This is a genomic window from Peribacillus sp. RS7 (assembly GCF_041956845.1).
Taxonomy (GTDB): Bacteria; Bacillota; Bacilli; order Bacillales; family DSM-1321; genus Peribacillus.
In genome coordinates this window covers 4,950,848-4,971,767 of sequence record NZ_CP168135.1, presented here as the reverse complement: position 1 = coordinate 4,971,767, position 20,920 = coordinate 4,950,848, and the positions used below count along the sequence as shown (strand labels likewise).

Annotated in this window: 18 protein-coding genes and 1 pseudogene; 17 read left to right on the top strand and 2 right to left on the bottom strand. The window is 36.1% G+C overall.

Going from position 1 to position 20,920, the window contains the following annotated elements; translation table 11 throughout:
* Positions 1-95: 95 nt before the first annotated feature.
* The 8 genes and pseudogenes from glgB (at position 96) to ACDZ29_RS24630 (ending at position 8,996) form a co-directional block, all read left to right on the top strand.
* Positions 96-2,024 (top strand): 1,4-alpha-glucan branching protein GlgB, encoded by a 1,929-nt coding sequence (glgB, locus tag ACDZ29_RS24665; protein ID WP_289327321.1) that lies wholly within the window; start codon positions 96-98, stop codon positions 2,022-2,024.
* Positions 2,024-3,190, top strand: a complete 1,167-nt coding sequence (locus ACDZ29_RS24660; protein ID WP_289325195.1) for a glucose-1-phosphate adenylyltransferase — start codon at positions 2,024-2,026, stop codon at positions 3,188-3,190. Before glgB ends, ACDZ29_RS24660 begins: the two co-directional genes overlap by 1 nt.
* Positions 3,191-3,208: 18 nt before the next feature.
* Complete coding sequence (glgD, locus tag ACDZ29_RS24655; RefSeq protein ID WP_289325194.1) at positions 3,209-4,315, top strand: glucose-1-phosphate adenylyltransferase subunit GlgD; 1,107 nt, start codon at positions 3,209-3,211, stop codon at positions 4,313-4,315.
* 16 nt (positions 4,316-4,331) lie between these two features.
* Positions 4,332-5,786, top strand: coding sequence for a glycogen synthase GlgA (gene glgA / locus ACDZ29_RS24650; RefSeq protein WP_289325193.1), 1,455 nt, complete (start codon positions 4,332-4,334; stop codon positions 5,784-5,786).
* Positions 5,787-5,902: 116 nt separating this feature from the next.
* Positions 5,903-7,407, top strand: a pseudogene (gene cls / locus ACDZ29_RS24645) (cardiolipin synthase).
* A gap of 75 nt (positions 7,408-7,482) precedes the next feature.
* Positions 7,483-8,238, top strand: coding sequence for an exodeoxyribonuclease III (locus tag ACDZ29_RS24640; protein WP_375088992.1), 756 nt, complete (start codon positions 7,483-7,485; stop codon positions 8,236-8,238).
* 62 nt (positions 8,239-8,300) lie between these two features.
* The gene (locus tag ACDZ29_RS24635; protein ID WP_289325190.1) at positions 8,301-8,702 is read left to right on the top strand and encodes a cytosolic protein; all 402 of its coding nucleotides are present in this window, start codon (positions 8,301-8,303) and stop codon (positions 8,700-8,702) included.
* A gap of 15 nt (positions 8,703-8,717) precedes the next feature.
* Entirely contained in the window at positions 8,718-8,996 is a 279-nt protein-coding gene (locus ACDZ29_RS24630) for an HNH endonuclease (RefSeq protein WP_289325189.1), read from the top strand.
* Positions 8,997-9,482: 486 nt separating this feature from the next.
* Here the strand turns inward: ACDZ29_RS24630 and ACDZ29_RS24625 are convergent, their stop codons facing one another.
* A complete protein-coding gene (locus ACDZ29_RS24625; protein WP_289325188.1) occupies positions 9,483-10,004 on the bottom strand; it encodes a DUF2179 domain-containing protein in 522 nt (173 codons plus the stop codon).
* A 241-nt stretch (positions 10,005-10,245) separates the two neighbouring features.
* On the opposite strand from ACDZ29_RS24625, the gene ACDZ29_RS24620 reads away from it, so the two are divergent.
* The 9 genes from ACDZ29_RS24620 to ACDZ29_RS24580 all read left to right on the top strand — a co-directional run bounded on the left by ACDZ29_RS24620 (position 10,246) and on the right by ACDZ29_RS24580 (position 19,239).
* Positions 10,246-10,590: a n-acetylglutamate synthase gene (locus ACDZ29_RS24620; protein ID WP_375088991.1), complete on the top strand. Its 345-nt coding sequence runs from the start codon at positions 10,246-10,248 to the stop codon at positions 10,588-10,590.
* A gap of 27 nt (positions 10,591-10,617) precedes the next feature.
* Entirely contained in the window at positions 10,618-11,187 is a 570-nt protein-coding gene (locus ACDZ29_RS24615; protein ID WP_375091215.1) for a histidine phosphatase family protein, read from the top strand.
* A gap of 64 nt (positions 11,188-11,251) precedes the next feature.
* Complete coding sequence (locus ACDZ29_RS24610) at positions 11,252-11,920, top strand: NAD(P)H-binding protein (protein ID WP_375088990.1); 669 nt, start codon at positions 11,252-11,254, stop codon at positions 11,918-11,920.
* Between the two features lie 294 nt (positions 11,921-12,214).
* The gene (locus ACDZ29_RS24605) at positions 12,215-12,631 is read left to right on the top strand and encodes a BlaI/MecI/CopY family transcriptional regulator (protein ID WP_289325185.1); all 417 of its coding nucleotides are present in this window, start codon (positions 12,215-12,217) and stop codon (positions 12,629-12,631) included.
* A complete protein-coding gene (locus tag ACDZ29_RS24600) occupies positions 12,631-13,482 on the top strand; it encodes a M56 family metallopeptidase (RefSeq protein WP_375088989.1) in 852 nt (283 codons plus the stop codon). Before ACDZ29_RS24605 ends, ACDZ29_RS24600 begins: the two co-directional genes overlap by 1 nt.
* 73 nt (positions 13,483-13,555) lie before the next feature.
* The gene (locus ACDZ29_RS24595) at positions 13,556-13,984 is read left to right on the top strand and encodes a DoxX family protein (RefSeq protein ID WP_289316300.1); all 429 of its coding nucleotides are present in this window, start codon (positions 13,556-13,558) and stop codon (positions 13,982-13,984) included.
* Positions 13,985-15,273: 1,289 nt separating this feature from the next.
* Positions 15,274-15,882 (top strand): ClpP family protease, encoded by a 609-nt coding sequence (locus tag ACDZ29_RS24590; protein ID WP_375088988.1) that lies wholly within the window; start codon positions 15,274-15,276, stop codon positions 15,880-15,882.
* A 1,354-nt stretch (positions 15,883-17,236) separates the two neighbouring features.
* The gene (locus ACDZ29_RS24585; RefSeq protein ID WP_375088987.1) at positions 17,237-17,662 is read left to right on the top strand and encodes a VOC family protein; all 426 of its coding nucleotides are present in this window, start codon (positions 17,237-17,239) and stop codon (positions 17,660-17,662) included.
* Positions 17,663-18,600: 938 nt separating this feature from the next.
* Positions 18,601-19,239 carry a hypothetical protein gene (locus ACDZ29_RS24580; RefSeq protein WP_289325180.1) on the top strand — a complete coding sequence of 213 codons (639 nt, stop codon included), beginning with the start codon at positions 18,601-18,603 and terminating at the stop codon, positions 19,237-19,239.
* A 578-nt stretch (positions 19,240-19,817) separates the two neighbouring features.
* On the opposite strand, the gene ACDZ29_RS24575 is transcribed toward ACDZ29_RS24580, so the two are convergent.
* Complete coding sequence (locus ACDZ29_RS24575; protein WP_375088986.1) at positions 19,818-20,462, bottom strand: 2OG-Fe(II) oxygenase; 645 nt, start codon at positions 20,460-20,462, stop codon at positions 19,818-19,820.
* Positions 20,463-20,920: the final 458 nt, after the last annotated feature.

The window sequence follows — 20,920 nt, the reverse complement described above, 5'->3', positions numbered from 1 at the left end:
AATGTCATTTTCACCGAATATATATAATAACTGGGGAAGGATAGGTAAAATACTATCGAGTTAATACTGATGGAGGGGTTTTATTGAGTACAATTATGGACCAGCTACAAGAGAATTATCCAAGCGATTTCGATTTATATTTGTTTCATGAAGGCACCCTTTATGAAAGTTATAAAATGCTTGGGGCACACATTGTAACATCATTAGGTAATGAAGGAGTACGTTTCGCCGTTTGGGCCCCCCATGCCAAGCAAGTTTCAGTAGTCGGTAATTTTAATAATTGGGACGGTAATGATCATGTGATGAAGCGGATCGAGCGTTCAGGTATCTGGGTGTTGTTCGTACCAGGGCTACAAGAAGGGGAAATATATAAATACGAAATACATACACCTGGAAATAAACGTATCCTAAAAGCCGATCCATATGCCTTCTATTCGGAAGTCAGACCAAAAACAGCCTCGGTCATTAAAAGGCTTGATAATTTTGAATGGCAAGATTCGAAGTGGATAGCCGATAGGAAAAAGGAAAATATTTATCATAAACCCATGTCCATTTATGAAGTGCACCCCGGAACATGGAAACAGACAGAAAATGGCAAATTTTATTCTTACCGTGAATTGGCTGATAGATTAGTTGATTATGTGATTGATAATAGTTTTACACATATTGAAATCATGGCCATAATGGAACACCCATATGATAAATCATGGGGATACCAGGTTACGGGCTATTATTCAGTAACTAGTCGTTACGGATCACCGGAAGATTTTAAGTATTTAATTAACCTTTGTCACCAAAAGGGCATTGGGGTAATCCTTGACTGGGTTCCCGCCCATTTTTGTAAAGACGCTCATGGGCTTTCCCGTTTTGACGGTACGCCTCTCTATGAACCAATTGATCATGCTAGGGCAGAGCGACCGTTATGGGGTACGTACAATTTTGATTTTACCAAACCGGAAGTAATCAGTTTCCTCATATCAAATGTAATGTTTTGGATGGATGTTTACCATATTGATGGAGTCCGTGTCGATGCGGTATCGTCAATGGTTTATTTAAATCATGATAATCCCTTGCCGGTCAAGCTAAAAAACCAGTTTGGCGGCGAGGAGAATCTAGAAGCCATACAATTTTTGCAAAAACTTAATGAAGTGGTTTTCAAGAAATATCCCAATGCATTAATGATGGCTGAAGAAGCAACAGACCGGCCACTTATAACTTCTCCTACCGATATAGGCGGCCTGGGTTTTAACTACAAATGGAATATGGGATGGACGAATGATATCCTTCGTTATATGAAACTTGAAACGGGAGAAAGGCCAAATCACCATAGCCTCTTAACATTTTCATTTTTCTATGCTTTTTCAGAAAATTTCGTCTTGCCCTTTTCACATGATGAAGTAGTTCATGGCAAGAAGTCTTTATTGAACAAGATGCCAGGTGACTATTGGCAGAAATTCGCAAATTTGCGTTTACTCCTTGGATATTTCATGGCGCATCCTGGTAAGAAGCTTCTATTTATGGGCAGTGAATTTGGCCAATTCATAGAATGGAAAGATGAAGAACAATTGGATTGGCTGCTTTTGGAATATGAATCTCACGAAAAGCTGGCATATTACTTCCGTACCCTTCAGGAATTTTACAGGGAAACTTCCTCTCTATGGAGACTAGATCATGTCCAGGAGGGATTTGAATGGATAGATCCAAACAATAGTACCCAGAGTATCATTACCTTTATGAGAAAAGGGAAACGTAAAGGCGATTATTGCATTGTTGTATGTAATTTTTCTGCGCAGACCCATGCTCATTATCAAATAGGTGTACCATCCCATGGGAAATATATAGAGGTCTTCAACAGTGATTCGACAGCTTTTGGAGGATCTGGCCAGATCAATGAAGAACCCATTAATGTCAAAAAAGAACCATACCATAATCAACCATTCAGCATGGAAATAACTGTACCTCCATTAGGCATTTCAATTTATATGAAGCAAACAAAAAAAAGACGGGGGAGAGTGAACGAATAATGGGAGCGAAAAAATGGATAGCAATGTTATTAGCAGGAGGCCAGGGTTCAAGGTTAGGTGAATTGACAATCGGTTTGGCAAAACCAGCTGTTCCCTTTGGCGGTAAATATAGAATCATCGATTTTCCATTAAGTAACTGCACTCATTCTGGTATTGATACGGTTGGGGTACTGACCCAATACCAGCCATTGATTCTAAATGATTATGTTGGTAATGGCAAAGCTTGGGATCTCGATCTGGATGTTGGCGGAGTATCCGTTCTTCCCCCTTATCAAGGGAAAGAAGGCGGTGAGTGGTATAAAGGGACGGCAAACGCTGTTTATCAAAATATCCAATACATTGATAACTATGATCCGGAACATGTACTGATTCTCTCAGGTGACCATATCTATAAGATGGATTACAGTAAGATGCTGGATTATCATGTCAAAAAAAATGCAGAGGCAACCATCGCCGTCATTCAAGTGCCATGGCAGGAAGCAAGCCGTTTTGGAATCATGAATACCAATGATGATGATAAAGTCACCCAATTCGACGAAAAACCAAAGTATCCAAAGAGTAATCTTGCTTCCATGGGCGTTTACCTTTTCAACTGGAAGACCCTAAGACGGTATTTAATAAACGATGAAAAAGATGCAAATTCTTCTAATGATTTCGGTAGCAACATCATTCCAAAGATGCTTGAAGACCGAAAAAAGCTATATGCCTATCGTTTTAATGATTATTGGAAAGATGTTGGAACGGTGGAAAGCCTTTGGCAGGCCCATATGGATTTATTGGAGGAAACGCCAAATTTCCAGTTGGATGATCAACAATGGAAAATCTTTGCCCGCAATGCGAATCACCCTCCGCAATATATATCGTCAGATGCCGAGGTCAGTCAGTCGCTTATCAATGAAGGGTGCTTGATACATGGGAACATTGAACATTCTGTTTTATCCTATAATGTTCAGGTGGGCTATGGGTCAACCATAAAAGATTCAGTCATCATGCCTAATGTCACTATTGGTGAAAACGTTCATATAGAAAGAAGCATCATAGCCAGCAATTGCGTAATAGAAGATGGTGCCGTAGTTGGCAATTCAGCGGTTACATCCGATATTACATTAATTGGCGAAAATCAGACCATTATCAATCCAAACAAAAAAAAGATCACTCTGAACTAGGAAAAAGGGGAAGATGCTATGGAAAACGTGTTGGGTATTATTAACTTAATCAATGAAAAACAACATTTAAAAGATCTGACTGCTCACCGTAATGTAGCATCGGTGCCATTTGGTGGACGCTACCGTTTGATTGACTTTACGATGTCTAACTTCATAAATGCGGATGTATCGAAAGTGGCCGTTTTTCCAAAGGAAAAATATCTCTCGGTTATGGATCATCTTGGATCAGGTAAAGAATGGAACTTGGATCGGCGTTCAGGGGGATTATACATCTTGCCCCCTATCCATCCGGATGAAACGGTAACAGGCGATATGAAGCAATTCTACGATCACCTCAGCTTTTTCGAACGTGCAGAGGCAGATACTGTCATCATTTCTCCTGGAAGCCATGTATGCAAATTGGATTTTAATGAAGTGCTTGATTATCATAAAAAACATAAAGCGGATATCACGGTCGTATATAAGGATTATGAAGGGGAATTGATTGAAAAACCAATCTATCACACCTGCTCAGTAGATTCGGATGAAGACATCACTGACATTAGCTTCTACACAATCCCTAGACCTGGTGACCATGTTTGTCTAGAAACCTTCATCATAAGTAAAACCCTATTGGTGAACTTGATCAAAAGCTGTGTTGCCAGTGGAGAATATGACTTTTTGAAAGATGCTGTGAAAGCCAATCTTCATCGTTTTACCGTCAAAGGCTACAATTTTACTGGAGATATGCCGTTCATCCATTCCATTGAAAGTTTCCATTCCAGTAATATGAATTTCCTGAACCCTTCGGTCATCCGTTCTTTCTTCGGAGATACTTGGGATGTTTATACAAAAATCAAGCATGAGGCACCGACCAAATATTCACGTTCTTCAAAGGTTACCAATTCATTGATAGCCAACGGTTGTGTTATTGAAGGGACTGTCGAAAACAGTATTCTCTTCCGTGGGGTAAAGGTTAAAAAGGGCGCGATTATAAAAAATAGCATCATCATGCAAAAAGGCGTGATCGAAGAAGGCGCTATCGTAGAAAATATCATTACCGATAAAGAAGTGAAAATTACTAGTGAAAAATCCGTAATTGGTTTAAAACAGCCGACTGTAATAAAAAAAGCTGAAGTAATTTAATAGAGGAGGTGCGGCAATGAACGTTGTATTTGCTGCTTCAGAATGCGCCCCCTTTATAAAAACGGGAGGGCTCGGAGACGTTATAGGCGCGCTCCCGAAAGCGCTAAAAAAACAGGGTGTCCATGTAAGTGTCATCCTTCCTAAATACGGGGATCTGCCAAACCGCTTCAAACAGGAACTGAAACATATGACGAGTATCGAAGTTCCTGTCGGTTGGCGCCAGCAATTTTGTGGTATCGAAAAACTTGTTGCTGATGGAATTACATATTATTTCCTGGATAATGAATATTATTTCAAAAGGCATGGGAGTTATGGTTTTTTTGATGATGGCGAAAGATTCGCCTTCTTTTCCCGTGCAGTATTAGAGGCTTTACCCTATTTAGAAGAAAAGCCGGATGTCATACACTGTCACGATTGGCAAACTGGCCTTGTCAGTGTTTTGCTGAAAGCTCATTATCATAACCATCCTTTCTATCAGGATATTAAAACGATATTTACCATACATAATTTACGCTATCAAGGAGTTTATCCTAAAGCTGTTTTAGCAGAATTACTGGATTTGAGTGAGTTATATTTTAATATCGATGGTCTTGAATTCCATGGGAATGTCAGTTATTTGAAAGCTGGATTAGCTTTCTCTAACATAGTCACAACTGTCAGCCCAAGTTATGCGGAAGAAATTCAAAGTCCCTATTTTGGGGAAAATCTGGATGGGTTTTTAAGGAAAAGGAATGGTGACCTTAAAGGGATTGTCAATGGTGTCGATTATGAGGAATATAATCCTGCGGAAGATGAACATCTTCCTGTTCCATTCGATTCCTATGAGGGTAAGATGGAGAATAAACGTCAGTTACAGGAATCGCTGAATCTTCCGATTAATGATGGAATCCCTGTTATATCAATGGTGACCAGACTTGTTGATCAAAAAGGAATTGATCTTATTCTCCATGTATTTCATGAAATGATGAATCAAGGGATTCAATTCATCCTTTTAGGTACGGGTGATGAGCATTATGAATCTTCATTTCGCCATTTAGCTGACCAGTATCCAAATCAGGTTTCAGTAAATACATCTTTTGATGAGGGTTTAGCTAGGCGCATTTATGCAGGTTCTGATTTATTTCTGATGCCTTCCCAATTCGAACCATGTGGTATTGGCCAACTATTAGCCCTTCGTTATGGTACTCTGCCGTTAGTGAGGGAGACAGGCGGACTTCGTGATACGGTCATTCCGTATAATCAATTTACTGGTGAGGGGAATGGCTTCAGTTTTACGAATTATAATGCTCACGATATGCTTCATACAATTGAACAATCTGTTGGGCTGTACAAATTCCAGCCGAAAAGATGGAGGAATCTGGTCGAAAACGCAATGAAGTTAGACTTCAGTTGGACATCATCTTCCTTAAAGTATATGGAGCTATATGAATCTCTGATTCCTGTCTCCTGTCAAGAAGTGATAATTGGATAAGAATTACACAAAACACTTGCGAAAAGAGTCTTCGTAAGTGTTTTGTTTCTTTTACCATCAAATATGGGTATATGTCTAGATATATATAAAATATTGCTGTGTAGGAGAATGAAAAGATGAGAAGAAGAAGAATGGAAATTGTATTTTTATTTATTTTAATGGCTGCAGTTTATATGATCCTGTTCACTCATGTCAGCTTCAACGTGAAGCTATTTTTTATTGGATTATATATTTTTGTCATGTTTGTTACCATGTTTTCACTAATGCTGGAAAATAGATTTGCTCACGAGACCCTTTTATGGATGTACGTGCTTTTGTTTTTCCCTGTATTTGGTTATGTGTTTTATCTATTTTCAGGACAGCTCTATTTAAAGGGGTATTTGTTTAGAAGTAAAAGAAAAAAGATCGGGAAGAATGGAAGAGTCTTGTCACTCATGTATCATCGCCAGATTTAACGTTCTTGAATAATCATCAGCAAGCATTCGCAGCTTTTGCCAAAAATGCTTCTGAGACCACTATAAGTACATCTTCACAAACGGAAGTATTGAAAAATGGGAACGAAACGTTTACAGAAATCATCAAACAGTTAAAAAAGGCTGAAAAATTCATCCATATTGAATATTATATTTTTCGTTCAGACAGGCTGGGGACCGAAATAATAGATATCCTAATTGAAAAAGCAAAAGATGGTGTGGAAGTTTTATTCATTTTTGATGCCGCCGGTAGTTTAAGCCTTTCAAATAATGAAGTAAAACGGATGAAAAATGCAGGGATAAAAGCATATCCATTTTCGCCTCTGAAACATGGTTTTTTTAATCAAAAGTTTAATTTTAGGAATCATCGAAAAATCATCATCATTGATGGGGAAATTGGCTTTGTAGGCGGTTTAAACGTAGGGGAGGAATATTTAGGACGAAATAAGAACATTGGATTTTGGAGAGATACACACATGGTACTAAAAGGTGAAGCAGTATATATGCTTCATACTGTTTTCCTTTTGGATTGGGAATATGTAAGTGGGGAAGATGTATTGCAGAAACGTCCGGTATTCAAAAATAATGTTAAACAAGGGGATGGAGCTGTCCAGGTAGTTGCGAGCGGACCTGATACACAACAGGGAATCATGAGTGATTTTTACTATTCGCTTATCACTAGCGCCACTGAATCAATTTGGATAGCGAGTCCATACTTCGTACCTAATCAAGCGATTAAAGCAGCAATTAAACATGCCGCCATTAAGGGGATACAAGTTAGGGTTATGGTACCCGCAGTAAATGATGGGTTTTTAACTCAATATGGCAGCCGATCCTACTTCGGGGAGCTGCTACAATTCGGTGTAGAGGTATACACGTATAAAAAGGGTTTTTTACATCAGAAAATTATAATCGTAGATGGTGATATGGCTTCCATAGGGACGGCAAACATGGATATGAGGAGTTTTCATCTGAATTTCGAAGTGAATGTCTTTCTTATGGGCAGCTGTTCCATTGATGATCTTGTCACTCATTATAAAGAGGATATGATCGATAGTGACAAACTAGATCTAATTAGTTATAACAATCGTGGCTTACTGGAACGTTCAAAAGAATCATTTGCCAGATTGTTTTCGAATATACTCTAATGGGAAAAAAAGCAGATAAATAGTATAGTGGAAATGTAATGAAATTAGTTGGCCATAAGGAGAATTTAAGCGAATATGAAATTGGTTTCCTGGAATGTGAATGGAATTAGAGCTTGTGTTAAAAAAGGATTTTTAGATTACTTTAAAGATGTGGATGCAGATATTTTTTGCCTTCAAGAAACTAAGCTTCAAGAAGGGCAAATTTCACTTGAATTGGAAGGGTACCATCAATATTGGAATTATGCATTGAAAAAAGGATATTCAGGTACAGCCATATTCACGAAGGAAAAACCGCTTTCAGTGAAATATGGTGTTGGGGAGATGGACGAGGAGCCCGAAGGCAGAATCATAACATTGGAATTCGAGAATTTCTATATGGTGAATGTATATACACCCAATGCCAAAAGGGATTTATCAAGGCTTGATTACCGTCTCGAGTGGGAAGATGGGATGATTGATTATCTTAAAGAACTTGATTTGGTGAAGCCGGTTATTTTCTGTGGGGACCTCAATGTTGCACATCAGGAAATCGACTTAAAAAACCCGAAACCTAATATTGGGAATTCCGGATTCACTAATGAAGAACGTGGAAAGATGACTGAATTACTCGGTGCAGGGTTTATCGATACATTTCGCCATTTTTATCCTAAACAGGAAGGTGCCTACACTTGGTGGTCATATATGGCAAAAGTAAGAGAGCGGAATATCGGTTGGAGAATTGATTATTTTATTGTTTCAAAACGGCTGGCGGATTTTTTAATTGAGGCTAACATTCACTGCGATGTAATGGGAAGTGATCATTGCCCGGTTGTCTTGGAAACTACCCTCTAAATCGAATAAATCCGGGTAAATGGGGATACTAATGGTTATCCATATTCAACAGGAGGTAGACTATGAACACATTTATCGTGGGCTTTCATCAAGAAGATAATGTAGACAGCATGCAAGTGCAAAAATTGACGGCGGCTGAGTTTGAAAAAACAACATCACGCGGTTTTCGCAGATTATTTGAACTGGATACAAATATCGGTTATTTCGTTTTTTTTGATGCAGAAGATGATGAGGGTGATTTATCTCATCTTGTTTTACAATATGAAGAAGATAACCAGGATCCAAGTGATTGTTACTCCTTTACTAAAAATGATTTTTATGAGTTCATGGCACTTTATTTACAAGGCATGGATGAAGTGGAAGTGGAAGAAGAAGATGATGACAAAGAAGAGTATGGGCCAATCCATCATCTTGCCCATTTGATGTTTCATATTGTTGAAGAAGGAAAATCCGTAAAGCCTTAACGGTCGCGTGAAGAGATGAAAGGTACTTGTGAGCTTTGTGACAGGGGTGAGATTCAACTGACCATCCATCATTTAACTCCTAGAGAGTTAGGAGGCAGCCTTTTACCAATTGCCTATCTCTGTAAATCATGTCATAAACAGATTCATGCATTGTATTCAAACCGAGAGCTGGCGATCCGGCTATATAACGTGGTTTTGCTGAAAGATGATGAAGCATTAAAAAAATATGTAAAGTGGATTAAAAAACAACCGGTTACTAGGGCAGTTAAGATTAAAAAATCAAAAACCAAATAATGCAAAAGCCCATCTTTAATAGATGGGCTTTGTTTGTCGACAAAAGGTTAAATGAGAGTTTTATTAAAAGCGAGGGATCAGTACTTGGGTGCCCTACTTCTGAATACATTTCTCCAGGTGGTTCAGGGACACAAGTTCGACTAACGCGATAATTTCAATTTGGTCTCGTTGAATATTTACGTTTCGAAAGCATAGTGGTCAACTCGAGGGAATTATAACCATGATTTTAAAACAAGGTTTGGTTATATTTTTTTACTGTTTTAATATAGGATGGAAACCTCACTGGATTAAAGAAATTCGCGAGACTCCTGCCGAATATGTGGCTAGCCGAGACACCAAAGATGCTTGGGAGACAGCCGGCGGAAAGGGAGTGGAATTCTAAAAACAACAGTAACGATTATAAAGAAAAAACTGTAGATAATACTCTCTTTTCTTCGAGATTGTCTACAGTCTGAGTCCTCTTTATAGATGGGCTTTTGCATATATTCAGCTTGCTTTATTTTTCAACCGGTCCAGTAAAAATCCACCTTTAAAATAACGTGGTTCATATGAAATGATGAAAGCCTTAGGCTCAAACTTTTCAACGGTTGCTATCAATTCTTGTTCCCGGTTGCGTTTTGTCAATATTTCCATTCGATAACGGTTGCTATCCCTGCCTTCGCCCGTATAAAGAGTGACACCAAATCCATTATTCCTCAATGTATCAACTAAGGATTCATTTTTGGTTTGGGTATTAACGGTTACATTTATAAAACCGATGGCGAGTTTTTGCTCAATTTTCGTACCAAAAATTATTCCGATTCCAAAACCGACTGCATATACAACCATGGCGAGTATGCTTTGGTCACCGCCAAATACAAGGGATAAACCAAAAACGTATACTAACATTTCTGCGATACCCAGAATCGAGGCAAGTATGGTAATATTTTTTACTAAGAAAATGGTTCGCAGCGTGTAAATCGGAACATAAATAAGTTGTAATAGTAGAATCAGAAGTATTTCTTTCAAATGAGCACCTCACCAATATCTTCAAGTTAATTTAGATGTTTCACCTCTGGGATTGTTCATACCATATGTAACATCTTCCATAATCTAACCACAAAATAATAGAAGAATTCAATGGGAAATATTATGTATTTTTTGTGGCATTTACATTGAGGACGAATTATGTTTTTATAAGATTTTAAATATTCTTTTTTTCATTAATTTGGTATCATTATCCTTATTAATTCAATATGGGGGAATGATCATGATTAATTATGATGGACGGATATTCAGAGCTAAAGTCAATTCTGAAAATGGAGAAGTATCAGGAAGTACATCCTTCCACTATTCACAAGAAGGTTCAATTCTTTCAGCAAGTTATCAGGGCGGAGAGATTGTTAAGGGTACTTTAATTGGGCTTGTCAATATGGATGGATCTCTGGAATTCAGGTATAATCATGTCAATGAAAAAGATGAAATTAGAGGAGGTAGCTGTCTTTCCACCCCTGAAATACTCCCTGATGGAAGGATACGCTTGCATGAAAAGTGGAAATGGTCAGATCTCGAGCAGAGTGAAGGACACTCCATCATAGAAGAAGTGATAAAATAACAATCTACATAGAGGGGTTTGAGGACAATTACTACTATATGTTTAGTGCGGCATGGTCAAACAGATTGGAATGCAATAGGAAAACTTCAGGGGCAGACTGATATCCCTTTAAATGAACTAGGAAAGTTACAGGCACGGCAATGTGGTGAATTTTTGTCAAAAGAGGATTGGGATGTAATTATTTCAAGCCCTCTAAAAAGGGCAAGGGAAACGGCTGATATCATTTCCCATAATATTGAAGTCCCGGTTATCGAAAAAATGGAATTCATTGAAAAGAATTTTGGTGTCGCTGAAGGAATGACAGCGGCTGAAAGGGAAGCTGCATTCAAGGATAAAGTATATCCGGGTCAGGAAAATCAGGATTCTTTACAATACAGGCTGATGAATGGGCTCCAGGAAATTCAAAAGGAGTATCCCGAGAAGAAAGTTATACTTGTTGCACATGGCGCTGTCATTCATTTCATTTTACGGTTGATGTCAAACGAGTCTATCGTTTCCAACGAAATGCGCTTGTTCAATGCATGTTTGAGTACGATTAGATTTGATGTCGATTCCTGGATAATAGATGATTTCAATCAAGTTAATCATTTAACTTAGTTTATTTAGGTTAAAAAATGGGTCTGGATGATATTCAGTAACTAATGAAGGAAAGAAGGAAATCATGACTAATAAGACGGCATTGATTTTAGGGGCTACAGGTGTGGTTGGTACCCAGTTGGTTAAAGAGATAAGCAACAGCAAAATTTATAAGGAAATCCACTTACTGACAAGAAGGGAAATGAAATTCCCGGAACCCAAGTGCACAGGACATGTTGTGGATTTTGAAAATTTATCCAAGTATGCCGATTTGTTCAACGTCACCGATGTTTTCATTTGTTTAGGTACAACGATCAAGAATGCTAAATCGAAGGAAGCTTTTCGTAAAGTCGATTATGATTATGTAATCGAGGCAGCTAAAATGGCGAAAGCGTCCGATGTTGAAAAATTACTCGTCATAACAGCCATGGGAGCCGATTCCAAATCAAAGTTTTTCTACAGTCGTGTTAAGGGCGATGTGGAAGGAACACTACAACACCTAAAATTGAATTCTGTCCAAATATTTCGTCCATCCTTACTTATTGGTGAACGAAAGGAATTTAGGGCAGGTGAAAAGATTTCTGGTATGCTAAGTTCCTTTGCTAAATTTCTCTTTGTGGGCCCATTACGTCCATATCGTGCCATAGAAGCAAACAAAGTAGCTGCTGCAATGTATGCTGCGGCCCAAACGACGGCACGAGGATATCATTTTTATAATTCAGATGAAATAGAGAAATTTGCAACAAAGAGGTAATTATTAATTAGTGAAACGAGCCTCCAAAAGGCTCGTTTTTTTAATATAAAAACAAATTTTTATGGAGAATTCATGCCCGTTTAAGAAGAAAAAGGGATCTGTTTTAATGAAACTATTGATGCTGGAAAAGCAATTGAAGCTAATGTTAAAGGTTGGCAGGTAAAGTCTTACGAAGGGGTACAATTTCTGTTGTACCGGCCCAGTAGGAATTTTGGATATACTTGATCTAATCTTCTGATTGAAACTTGATTCTAACAAGGATTTCCACTACAATTCGTAGTGGGAGGGTAAAAAATGAATATTAAAAATTTTAAATATGATGAAGTTGGACTGAATCGTTTCTTTGGCCCTTTGGAAGCTAATATCATGGAATATTTATGGAATGAAAATGAACAGAGTATTAAAGCGGTTCAACAGTTCTTGGAGCTTGATAAACCTATCAACTTTAATACGGTAATGACGGTCATGAATCGACTGGTTGAAAAAGGCATTCTTGAAAAGCGGTCTGAAGGAAGGCTTTCATTATTTCGCCCCGTTCAGTCTAAAGCGGAGTTTTTAGAAGAGCAGTCAAAGAAACTTACTGAGAATTTGCTGGATGAATTTGGCGGGGCTGTAATTAGCCATATGTTAGATGCCATGAAAGATGCTGACCAAGGTTTAATTGAAAAATTGGAACAAAAAATTCAATCATTAAAAAAGGATAAATTATAATGTGGAGGAAAAAGTCTTATTTTGTGATAAGCCTGAGTCTACTATTTGCCTGTTTAGTATGGAGCCAAATGGGAGCTTTTTTGGCACACATCTTTTTTGGAGTAAATATTAAAGCCAACTTTTTTAAATTTTGCTTTAGTCTATTCAAGGAAGGTTCAGTATACTACTTTGTGGTCATCACACTGCTCAATATTGTAATAGCCTATAGTATATTGAGCACCCTATTCAAAATTGCAGAGCAATATCTCTTATCCAGAAGGTTTAAACAAAAGCTTTTTATCTACAAAAATGTCGAAAAGACAAGGTCTATAAATGAAACATTCAAACGGGTCAACAAAGATGTCTTAGTTGTGAATGCTGATCAACCTCTTGCGTTTACACTTGGTTTCAGGCGACCATTCATTGTTATCAGTACTGGTTTAATTCGATTATTGGACTTTGATGAGCTAGAAGCGGTAGTAGAGCATGAGGCCTTTCACCAAAAAAAATACGATCCGCTGGTAATCTTCATTTTACAGTTGATTTCACATGCGTTATGGTTTATCCCACTGACAAAATGGTGTTATAAAAATTACAAAATAATAAGTGAATTATTAGCCGATGAATATGCGATTAATAAAATGGGGACTGAATTAGGCATAAGTGCTGCTTTGTTGAAGTTAATTAAACATTGTTGCTCTGATAAATCCTCTCCTGTCCTTGTCCACTTCTCGAATGAATCGGTTAATTATAGACTTCAGCAATTAGTCGATCCCCATAAAACAATTCCTTTGAGGGCTGATACTACCACGATTTTTGTTTCTATATATGTTTTGATTATACTATTGGGAATGACTATAGTGATTGTCTGATGACTTTCACTTGATTTTTTTACACCATTAAACTACACTTTGTAGTGTAAAATAAAATAAAAGGAGATGTGTCATGAATAAACAGGAAATCGGTACCTTTTTATTAAGAGTAATATTGGGAGTTACATTTTTGTTGCATGGTCTGTCAAAATTCCAAGGTGGATTGGAAAACACATCAGGATGGTTTCAAAGTATAGGCATTCCCGGGTTTATGGCCTATGTAGTTGGTACAATTGAATTGGTTGGAGGAATTGCTTTAATTTTAGGTCTTGGAACAAGAATAATTTCTGCCCTCCTTATAATCATTATGGCTGGTGCAATTGTTTATGTGAAATTCCCATCAGGTTTTATGGGGAATGGAGAAGGTACAGGTTTCGAATTAGACCTCATTCTTATGATAATTGCACTTCACCTAGTATTAAATGGAAGTCGATTCCTATCTATAGACTCTAAGTTACCAAATCTTAAAAGAGGACAAGATTCAGAAACGATAGCAAGTTAATAGGGATAAACATTATCACAGCTTCAAGTTTGTAGCTCACCGAATAGAACGAATAGACTAAAGTCAAAAAGGACCTAATCGATTAGGTCCTTTTTTTTGATGGAGCGATATTCTGTTGAAATGCACCAGAACCTTTGATTTTCTACTATTGTACGCAAATAACGCTAAAGAAAATCGAGTCAGGGTTTAATGGTTTGGAATTTCAAAATTGGGCTATTGTGTTTTTCCCTTTGTAAAAGGTTCTACATTCTCTTATTTGTCCAATACCTACCTTGTCCTATTCTGTGGTCCTTCTGGTGACACTGCTTTTTAGCAGAACAAAACAGGACATTGGTCGGAAGGGGAATATATCGTCCATAATATTATAGAATAGTACGTTGTGCTACAGAAGCCTTATAGTACAAGGTTTATAGTACTAGGAGAAATACGGCAATATTAAATTAACCTTGACAGGGAAGGTGTCGTGGGTTTGAATCCCACACAGGTCATCAACTGCCAAAGGCTCAAATCCTTGATATAACAAGGGTTCGGGGCCTTTTTTCTGTATGTTTATACATTGCACAAAGACTGCACGTGACGGTTAATTTATCTTACAGTACAAAGGGCTCCATAGTATGCTGTTAGAACCCGTTATGTCCAGAAGTAATCATCAAACCGATCGGCTTTGGTTTCACTTCTTATGGGGTTATTTTTTGTATAATGAGTAAAAAAAAAATTGGTGAATTTTCAAAAGAGGATAAAACACTTTACTGAAAAGAAATAATAAATAACTTATCGATAAATCCTTATGTGAAATCTGTTAGTTCAAAGTCAATTACATATACTAATGAGTTTAAAAGAATATTTATCGCTGAATAAGGAAAGCTACTACGTCTTATTTTTGAAGAGTATGGATTTGATATTGAAATCATTGGTACTGACAGGATTAAAAAACAGCCTCTAGATGGCGTACTGCTTATAAAAAATATTACTTTTAATGTCAATGTATCTATTTGATTTCATTTATTTCTTTTTGTCATTGGTTAAGGTGCATAAAAAAAAATTACCGATTTTTAAAAAGATTTCACTTATGTAATATTTTCTTACCAAAAAATAAGGGGTTGCTCTCATATTTCTTTTTGTTATGTTTCCTTATTTCACTTATCTATGTTCTAAAAAATAATGGCTTTAAAATGATGATGAATGCTGTTGCGAAGATGGTACTTGCTGAATAGATTAATAAATAGATATGATTGTGTAATTACCCTTTTTCTTCCTATAACTCAGCATATTATTAAGGAGGATTTATAATGAAAAAAGTTGAATTCAATAAAGAATATTTGGAGTTAATCGGAAATTTACCTGATTCTCTTGAGGAGTATCAGTTTTACCTTGGACTGAAAGAACGGAAGATTTATTATAATTATGATGTGGATGCAACCATTGTCAATAAAATTGTTTATTGGATTCAAGAATGGAATCGAGAAGATGAAGAGTTAAATATTCCAATAGATAAAAGAAAGACAATACAAATTTATGTAACATCTAATGGTGGAGATGTAGTGGCTGGTTTTTCTGCCATTGATGCAATTAAATCAAGTAAAACGAAAGTTGAAACCATTGGTGTAGGATCTTGTGTTTCTATGGGTGCGTTACTGTTGATTAGCGGACATTATAGAAAAGCATATCCCAATACAATAATTCTTATTCATGATGGAAGTATGTCTGTTCAATCAACTTCTAAGAAGGCTAAAAATACAATGAATTTCTATGATCGTTTAGATAATCGTATTAAGAAGTTTGTTGTGGAAAATACCAACATTTCAGAAGAATTGTATGCTGAAAAGGAAGATGAAGAATGGTACATGTTTGCAAATGACGAAGGTTTGAGTTTAGGAATTGTACATGAAATAATTTAAAGTTATAGTTAATAGGGAAGTGAAATTGGTTATAATTCTTGCTTGTTACTAAAGACATCATTCAATTATTTTTAGAAGAAAAACGTGAACTTTTTTCAGTTATATAGTTAAATTTGTGCTAACAAACACAAGATAAATTACCTCTAAAACTTTTATATCAACATTCTATAGCTATTTTCCATCTTTTTTAGAACGTGAGAATTTAAACAAGATGGGTAACTTATATAATAGTGGGATACAAATTTAGTCTGAGAGCCATTGGTCAACCAGGGGCAAATTAGTATGATTCTAAGCTACAAAAGATTAAAGACTAGACAAACTTTCAAAAAAAGTGGGAATGAAATGAACTGATAGTCCGGAATATATGACTTACTACTCAGTTTTTAAGTAAACTATGAACGCTAAAATTAAGTAAACGTCAAGTAGCCCCAAAATATACTACATAAATGGTGTATTTCGGGACTACTTTTTGTTCGCTTCATTTTTTATTGGTACTCTGCGTATGGATGGCAAAGTGCAGGAGAGAAAATCTACCATGTACCGGGCAGGGAATTTTACGATGAATCGGCTGCGGAGGAAAAAAGAATTGATTGGTCTATGCAATCCTTCAGGTTCCTTTTTTAGTTAAGTACGGCTAAAAGAGGAATACTGAAGGATTTTTCTATTAGTCCAGCAAAGAGATTCAAGAAATTCCATCTTAAACGTAATTGGGTGTCATGATCATTAGGCTTGATAAGGACCGTGATTTCTCCTGCTTCTATAGCTTTTATGAATAACAAACAAAAAATAGATTTTTTTAATGCAACAGTAAATGGTAGATAAGGTGGGCTACTCTCTTGATTATTTTCGCTCGTGATGCCTCTTACTGATAATTATATTAGTAGGGATAACTGCAACAGAGTTAACCGGTATAATGCATATTAAACTATATATGTAGATTTAATATAAATCTTATTGAAAACTAGAAGGAGTATATGCAGTGACCAACTTATTTCATAACTACTCTATTTTTGAAAATGATGAAAGGCAAAACAATTTTTGTAATGGAAAATTTACTGAACAAGTTGGATAGACTGTTCATTTTAATGCAAAAGTATTTGTTTTTGTTTAATCGAAGAAAATTCCAAGGTGAATGGTTCAGTGTTTTGTAACAATGTGTTCATGAACAAAACAAACACTTTAAGCTAGTGGGATAATCATTTAATATTTTATTTAAACCAGTCTGTCACCTGAAAAATTGTTAGTATTCAAGTGATTTTCGTTGACGAACACATGTTCTCTATTATAAAATACAGTCATGGGTAATAATGGTATAGTGGTTATTGCCCACAAGTTCAAAAGGAGCTATATAATTATGACCATGCGACTGTCTCCCTATTTAATGATGAACGGAAATGCAAAGGAAGCGATTCAATTTTACGAAAAAGCACTTGATGCGAAAGTCCTTTTTAATCAAACTTTTGGAGAAATGCCTGAAAACCCGGAATTTCCTCTACCAGAAGAAGCAAGGGATCTTGTGGCACACGCAATGTTAAAGGTTGGAGAAACGGACCTCATGTTTTCAGATACGTTTCCAGGTCAGACCAGTCAAACTGGGGACCAAGTTACGATTTGTATTTCTATTGATGATATCGAAAAATCAAAACAGATCTTTGAAACCTTGTCGCAAGATGGAGAAGTGAAAATGCCGCTGCAGGAAGCTTTTTTTAGCCCTGCTTATGGGGTTGTATTGGACAAATTCGGTGTAACCTTCCAAATTTATACAGAGGGTAAGCAATAATTTTTTCTAGTTAAAAATAGCCCCATGGAAAAAATCAAAAGCGGCTGTTTTGGTGAATCAAGTTTCAACTTAAGGCGCAAAAAAATCCCGATTTCTCATTTATATCACTGAGAGATTGGGATTCTTAATATTGGAATATCCCTAACGTTGTAAAATCCACGTTTTGCTTCAGGTCCTTCTTATGGAATTTAGCTGTGATCCTTATCGCTTTTCATGAGCAGCTAAAGATCCTCCCACACGTTAAGCATATCAGGTATCAAAAGAAGAATAAGACCACGTTTATGCATGATGTAGGCTCCCGGAAAAAGATTTGAATATTATTAGCTCAAAAAATACCCCTTACATTGATTATTCCAGTGCCATTTCATGATTTTGATACGTTATCGTTATCCTTTTGTGATATCTGTCATCTATTCTTTATCTGTTTGTTCTTTGTATAGAAAATGGCTATGCTATCATTTAAACCATTAGCATACATACTAGCCAAATAGGATGTAACAACATATGAAAAATGAAATATCATATCGCCATTAGGGGAGATTACACGCAGTGCTGAAAATTGGGCGTTAAAAACGAAAAAATGCAAGTCTTGAATGAACTAAATTTATATAATGGATCGTTTTATATGAAAATTGACTTAAATCAATTCAAATATATATTGATCATTTTCTCGCCAATCTGCCACATCATCCAAAGCCTGTTATTTACCAATGTTGAATAGATTCATTTTTTTCTATTAATAAGCTAATATCACTCAGTAACTTTACATGGCGTAATATGGGGGAAGGGGGAACATTGTGAACACAGATCAAGCTTTCGACCTGTTAAAGGATGCAGGGGTAACAGAAAGTAGTAGTATACAAACTGTCAGACGTTGGCTGCGAGAAGGGAAAATTAAATACGAGGGAGGAAACGGGAATAGAAAAACTGGATACATAATGGATGACACAGATCAAGCATTCGACTTGTTAAAGGATGCAGGGGTAACAGAAAGTAGTAGTATACAAACAGTCAGACGTTGGCTGCGAGAAGGGAAAATTAAATACGAGGGAAACGGGAAGAGGAAATCTGGATACATAATCGATGACACAGCCTCAAGGCTGGCTATAAATGATTCTATCGATCAAAATAAGGATGAAATCATACACCGGTTAAAATTAAAAATACAAGCTCAAGAAAAGCATATAGAAGGAATTGAAGAACTTAATGAGACTTCAAAAAAAATATTGATTCAGCAAAGGGATATGTTTAAAAAGGAAGTTGTAATTCTAAAGAATGAGAAAAGTGAATTACAAAAAGAAACAAAGGATTTATTAAAAGAAAATATTGAATTACGTAATGAATTGATAAAAGTAAAAGAGAACCTAAGGGACAAATACAATCTAGGCTCCACTACTCATACAAATGATTATATTAAAAAATTAGGGCTTTCAAAAATGGCGAGTAATAAAGAAGTGTTAGCAGGATATAAAGGGTTGTTAAAAATAACTCATCCAGACCATAATGGTAACGCAAAGGTATTTCATTACATTAAGACTGATTACGATATTTTTAGAAATAGTAACAGAGGAAAATGATCATTAGAGTTTAAGTCCCTAACATGCTGAATTGGGGAAAGTAAATGCAAAGAAAGGCTAATCAGAATTAGGATTTGCACAGCTTAGGAGCCTCAGGGAAGTTCCGCCAGCCAATATTTTGGAATTAAATAAAATTTTAGAAAAAGAGCATTTTAAAACCCTTGATAGTTGGAATACATATTCAATATTGGGATCAGAACGCCTAGGAACTTGAACTTGAATGAAACGAATTCATCAATTCATGCTGATGCTTGAAATAGACGCAAAAATTTACCAGTACATATAACGATAACGGTGGGATTGCTATAAATATTTTGCCTTATAAACATATAAAAGAAGAGATGAAGTTTTGGAGGTTCAATGGACAAGTCTTCTTGGCTGTTGATCTTTCTTTTTTTATGAACTCAACGTGTGCCCATTTTAAATAGGCAGATTCCTAATGAACTAATAGGTACATTAGTTCATTAAGAAAAATTAAAATTGTTCATTCCAATAGTTTTTTGCCCGCACTTCATTCTTCATCCATTAATAAAAGATATAAAGGATTGGCTTGGACAGTCATGTGGGAAATCTGTAGTCTATTTTTGTCTTCTCATCCATTGTGTTGCAACCCATTTTTCTCCGGTTATAACTGGCGCTCCACCGTGTAAAGTTAGTTCGTTTAGTTTTTTATCGTTATAGAAATATTCGAAATACACCGCCATGCCTTTTTGTGGGGACACTGAAAAGTTCAGTTTAGGAAAAAAAGTTTCCCCCCCTTGCTCCACATCATTTAAGTACATGATGATTGTGCTAATTCTATTATTTTTTGCGGCTTTACTTGTAGATGTAAAAAAATCAAAGTGAGCTTTATATTCTTGACCAGGAGTATATTTAAGAATTTGAATACCATCCCCATGTTCAATGGGTATATTCATGATTGATGATACTCTTTTTTCAATTTTGGAAATGATGTCATTTTCATTATCTTGAAAAAACATACTACTACTTGTTCTTATCTCATTTAATTCGTGTGTAACTCCAATTTTAGAACGATGCATTTTGTCTTTTGACAATCTAATAAGTTCGTCACATTCTTCGTCACTCAAAACATTTTCTAAAACCACAATTAGAGGTTCTTCTAATCTAGTAATTATATTAATTTCTCTATCTTCCGTTTTGATTTTATTTCCAATGTGATTAAAAATAGTTTGTTCTTTACTTATTTTATTGTCCACTGTCAACTTTCATCGACTCCTAAAAGAATGAATTTTCTGACTGATCATTTTGTTTTATTTCTGTAAACGGTTTCTATGATAATTATATCATGAACGTTGTTATATAACTGTTTCTTATTCTGCTTACACGTGCTTTATCTTTAATGAAGGTTGTTAAAACATCATTTTATTATGTAACTATGGGGGAAAGTATTCATGTAATGAATGAAATAGAGTTTGAGCGTGAAAAGTCCAATTGATAAGATGAGGATGTCGCAAAGCTTAGCAGCGAAAAGGAGAAATACAAAAAAATAACATAAAAATAAATAAACTTTTAATTCCTTCGGATGTTACATAAATCCTGGTGATTCATGCTTTAGTAACGATCAAGTCTTGGATTGAATAGGGAATCCACAAATTCAATACTGGAAGCCATTAAACAAATGCTTGCCAATTTTAAATAGGACTTAGACAACCGTACTCAT

What these genes read in the sequence shown, in the direction of transcription:
- glgB (WP_289327321.1), top strand. Translation starts at nt 96, where the DNA reads ATGGACCAGCTACAAGAGAATTATCCAAGCGATTTCGATTTATATTTG.
- ACDZ29_RS24660 (WP_289325195.1), top strand. Translation starts at nt 2,024, where the DNA reads ATGGGAGCGAAAAAATGGATAGCAATGTTATTAGCAGGAGGCCAGGGT.
- glgD (WP_289325194.1), top strand. Translation starts at nt 3,209, where the DNA reads ATGGAAAACGTGTTGGGTATTATTAACTTAATCAATGAAAAACAACAT.
- glgA (WP_289325193.1), top strand. Translation starts at nt 4,332, where the DNA reads ATGAACGTTGTATTTGCTGCTTCAGAATGCGCCCCCTTTATAAAAACG.
- ACDZ29_RS24640 (WP_375088992.1), top strand. Translation starts at nt 7,483, where the DNA reads ATGAAATTGGTTTCCTGGAATGTGAATGGAATTAGAGCTTGTGTTAAA.
- ACDZ29_RS24635 (WP_289325190.1), top strand. Translation starts at nt 8,301, where the DNA reads ATGAACACATTTATCGTGGGCTTTCATCAAGAAGATAATGTAGACAGC.
- ACDZ29_RS24630 (WP_289325189.1), top strand. Translation starts at nt 8,718, where the DNA reads ATGAAAGGTACTTGTGAGCTTTGTGACAGGGGTGAGATTCAACTGACC.
- ACDZ29_RS24620 (WP_375088991.1), top strand. Translation starts at nt 10,246, where the DNA reads ATGATTAATTATGATGGACGGATATTCAGAGCTAAAGTCAATTCTGAA.
- ACDZ29_RS24610 (WP_375088990.1), top strand. Translation starts at nt 11,252, where the DNA reads ATGACTAATAAGACGGCATTGATTTTAGGGGCTACAGGTGTGGTTGGT.
- ACDZ29_RS24605 (WP_289325185.1), top strand. Translation starts at nt 12,215, where the DNA reads ATGAATATTAAAAATTTTAAATATGATGAAGTTGGACTGAATCGTTTC.
- ACDZ29_RS24600 (WP_375088989.1), top strand. Translation starts at nt 12,631, where the DNA reads ATGTGGAGGAAAAAGTCTTATTTTGTGATAAGCCTGAGTCTACTATTT.
- ACDZ29_RS24595 (WP_289316300.1), top strand. Translation starts at nt 13,556, where the DNA reads ATGAATAAACAGGAAATCGGTACCTTTTTATTAAGAGTAATATTGGGA.
- ACDZ29_RS24590 (WP_375088988.1), top strand. Translation starts at nt 15,274, where the DNA reads ATGAAAAAAGTTGAATTCAATAAAGAATATTTGGAGTTAATCGGAAAT.
- ACDZ29_RS24585 (WP_375088987.1), top strand. Translation starts at nt 17,237, where the DNA reads ATGACCATGCGACTGTCTCCCTATTTAATGATGAACGGAAATGCAAAG.
- ACDZ29_RS24580 (WP_289325180.1), top strand. Translation starts at nt 18,601, where the DNA reads ATGGATGACACAGATCAAGCATTCGACTTGTTAAAGGATGCAGGGGTA.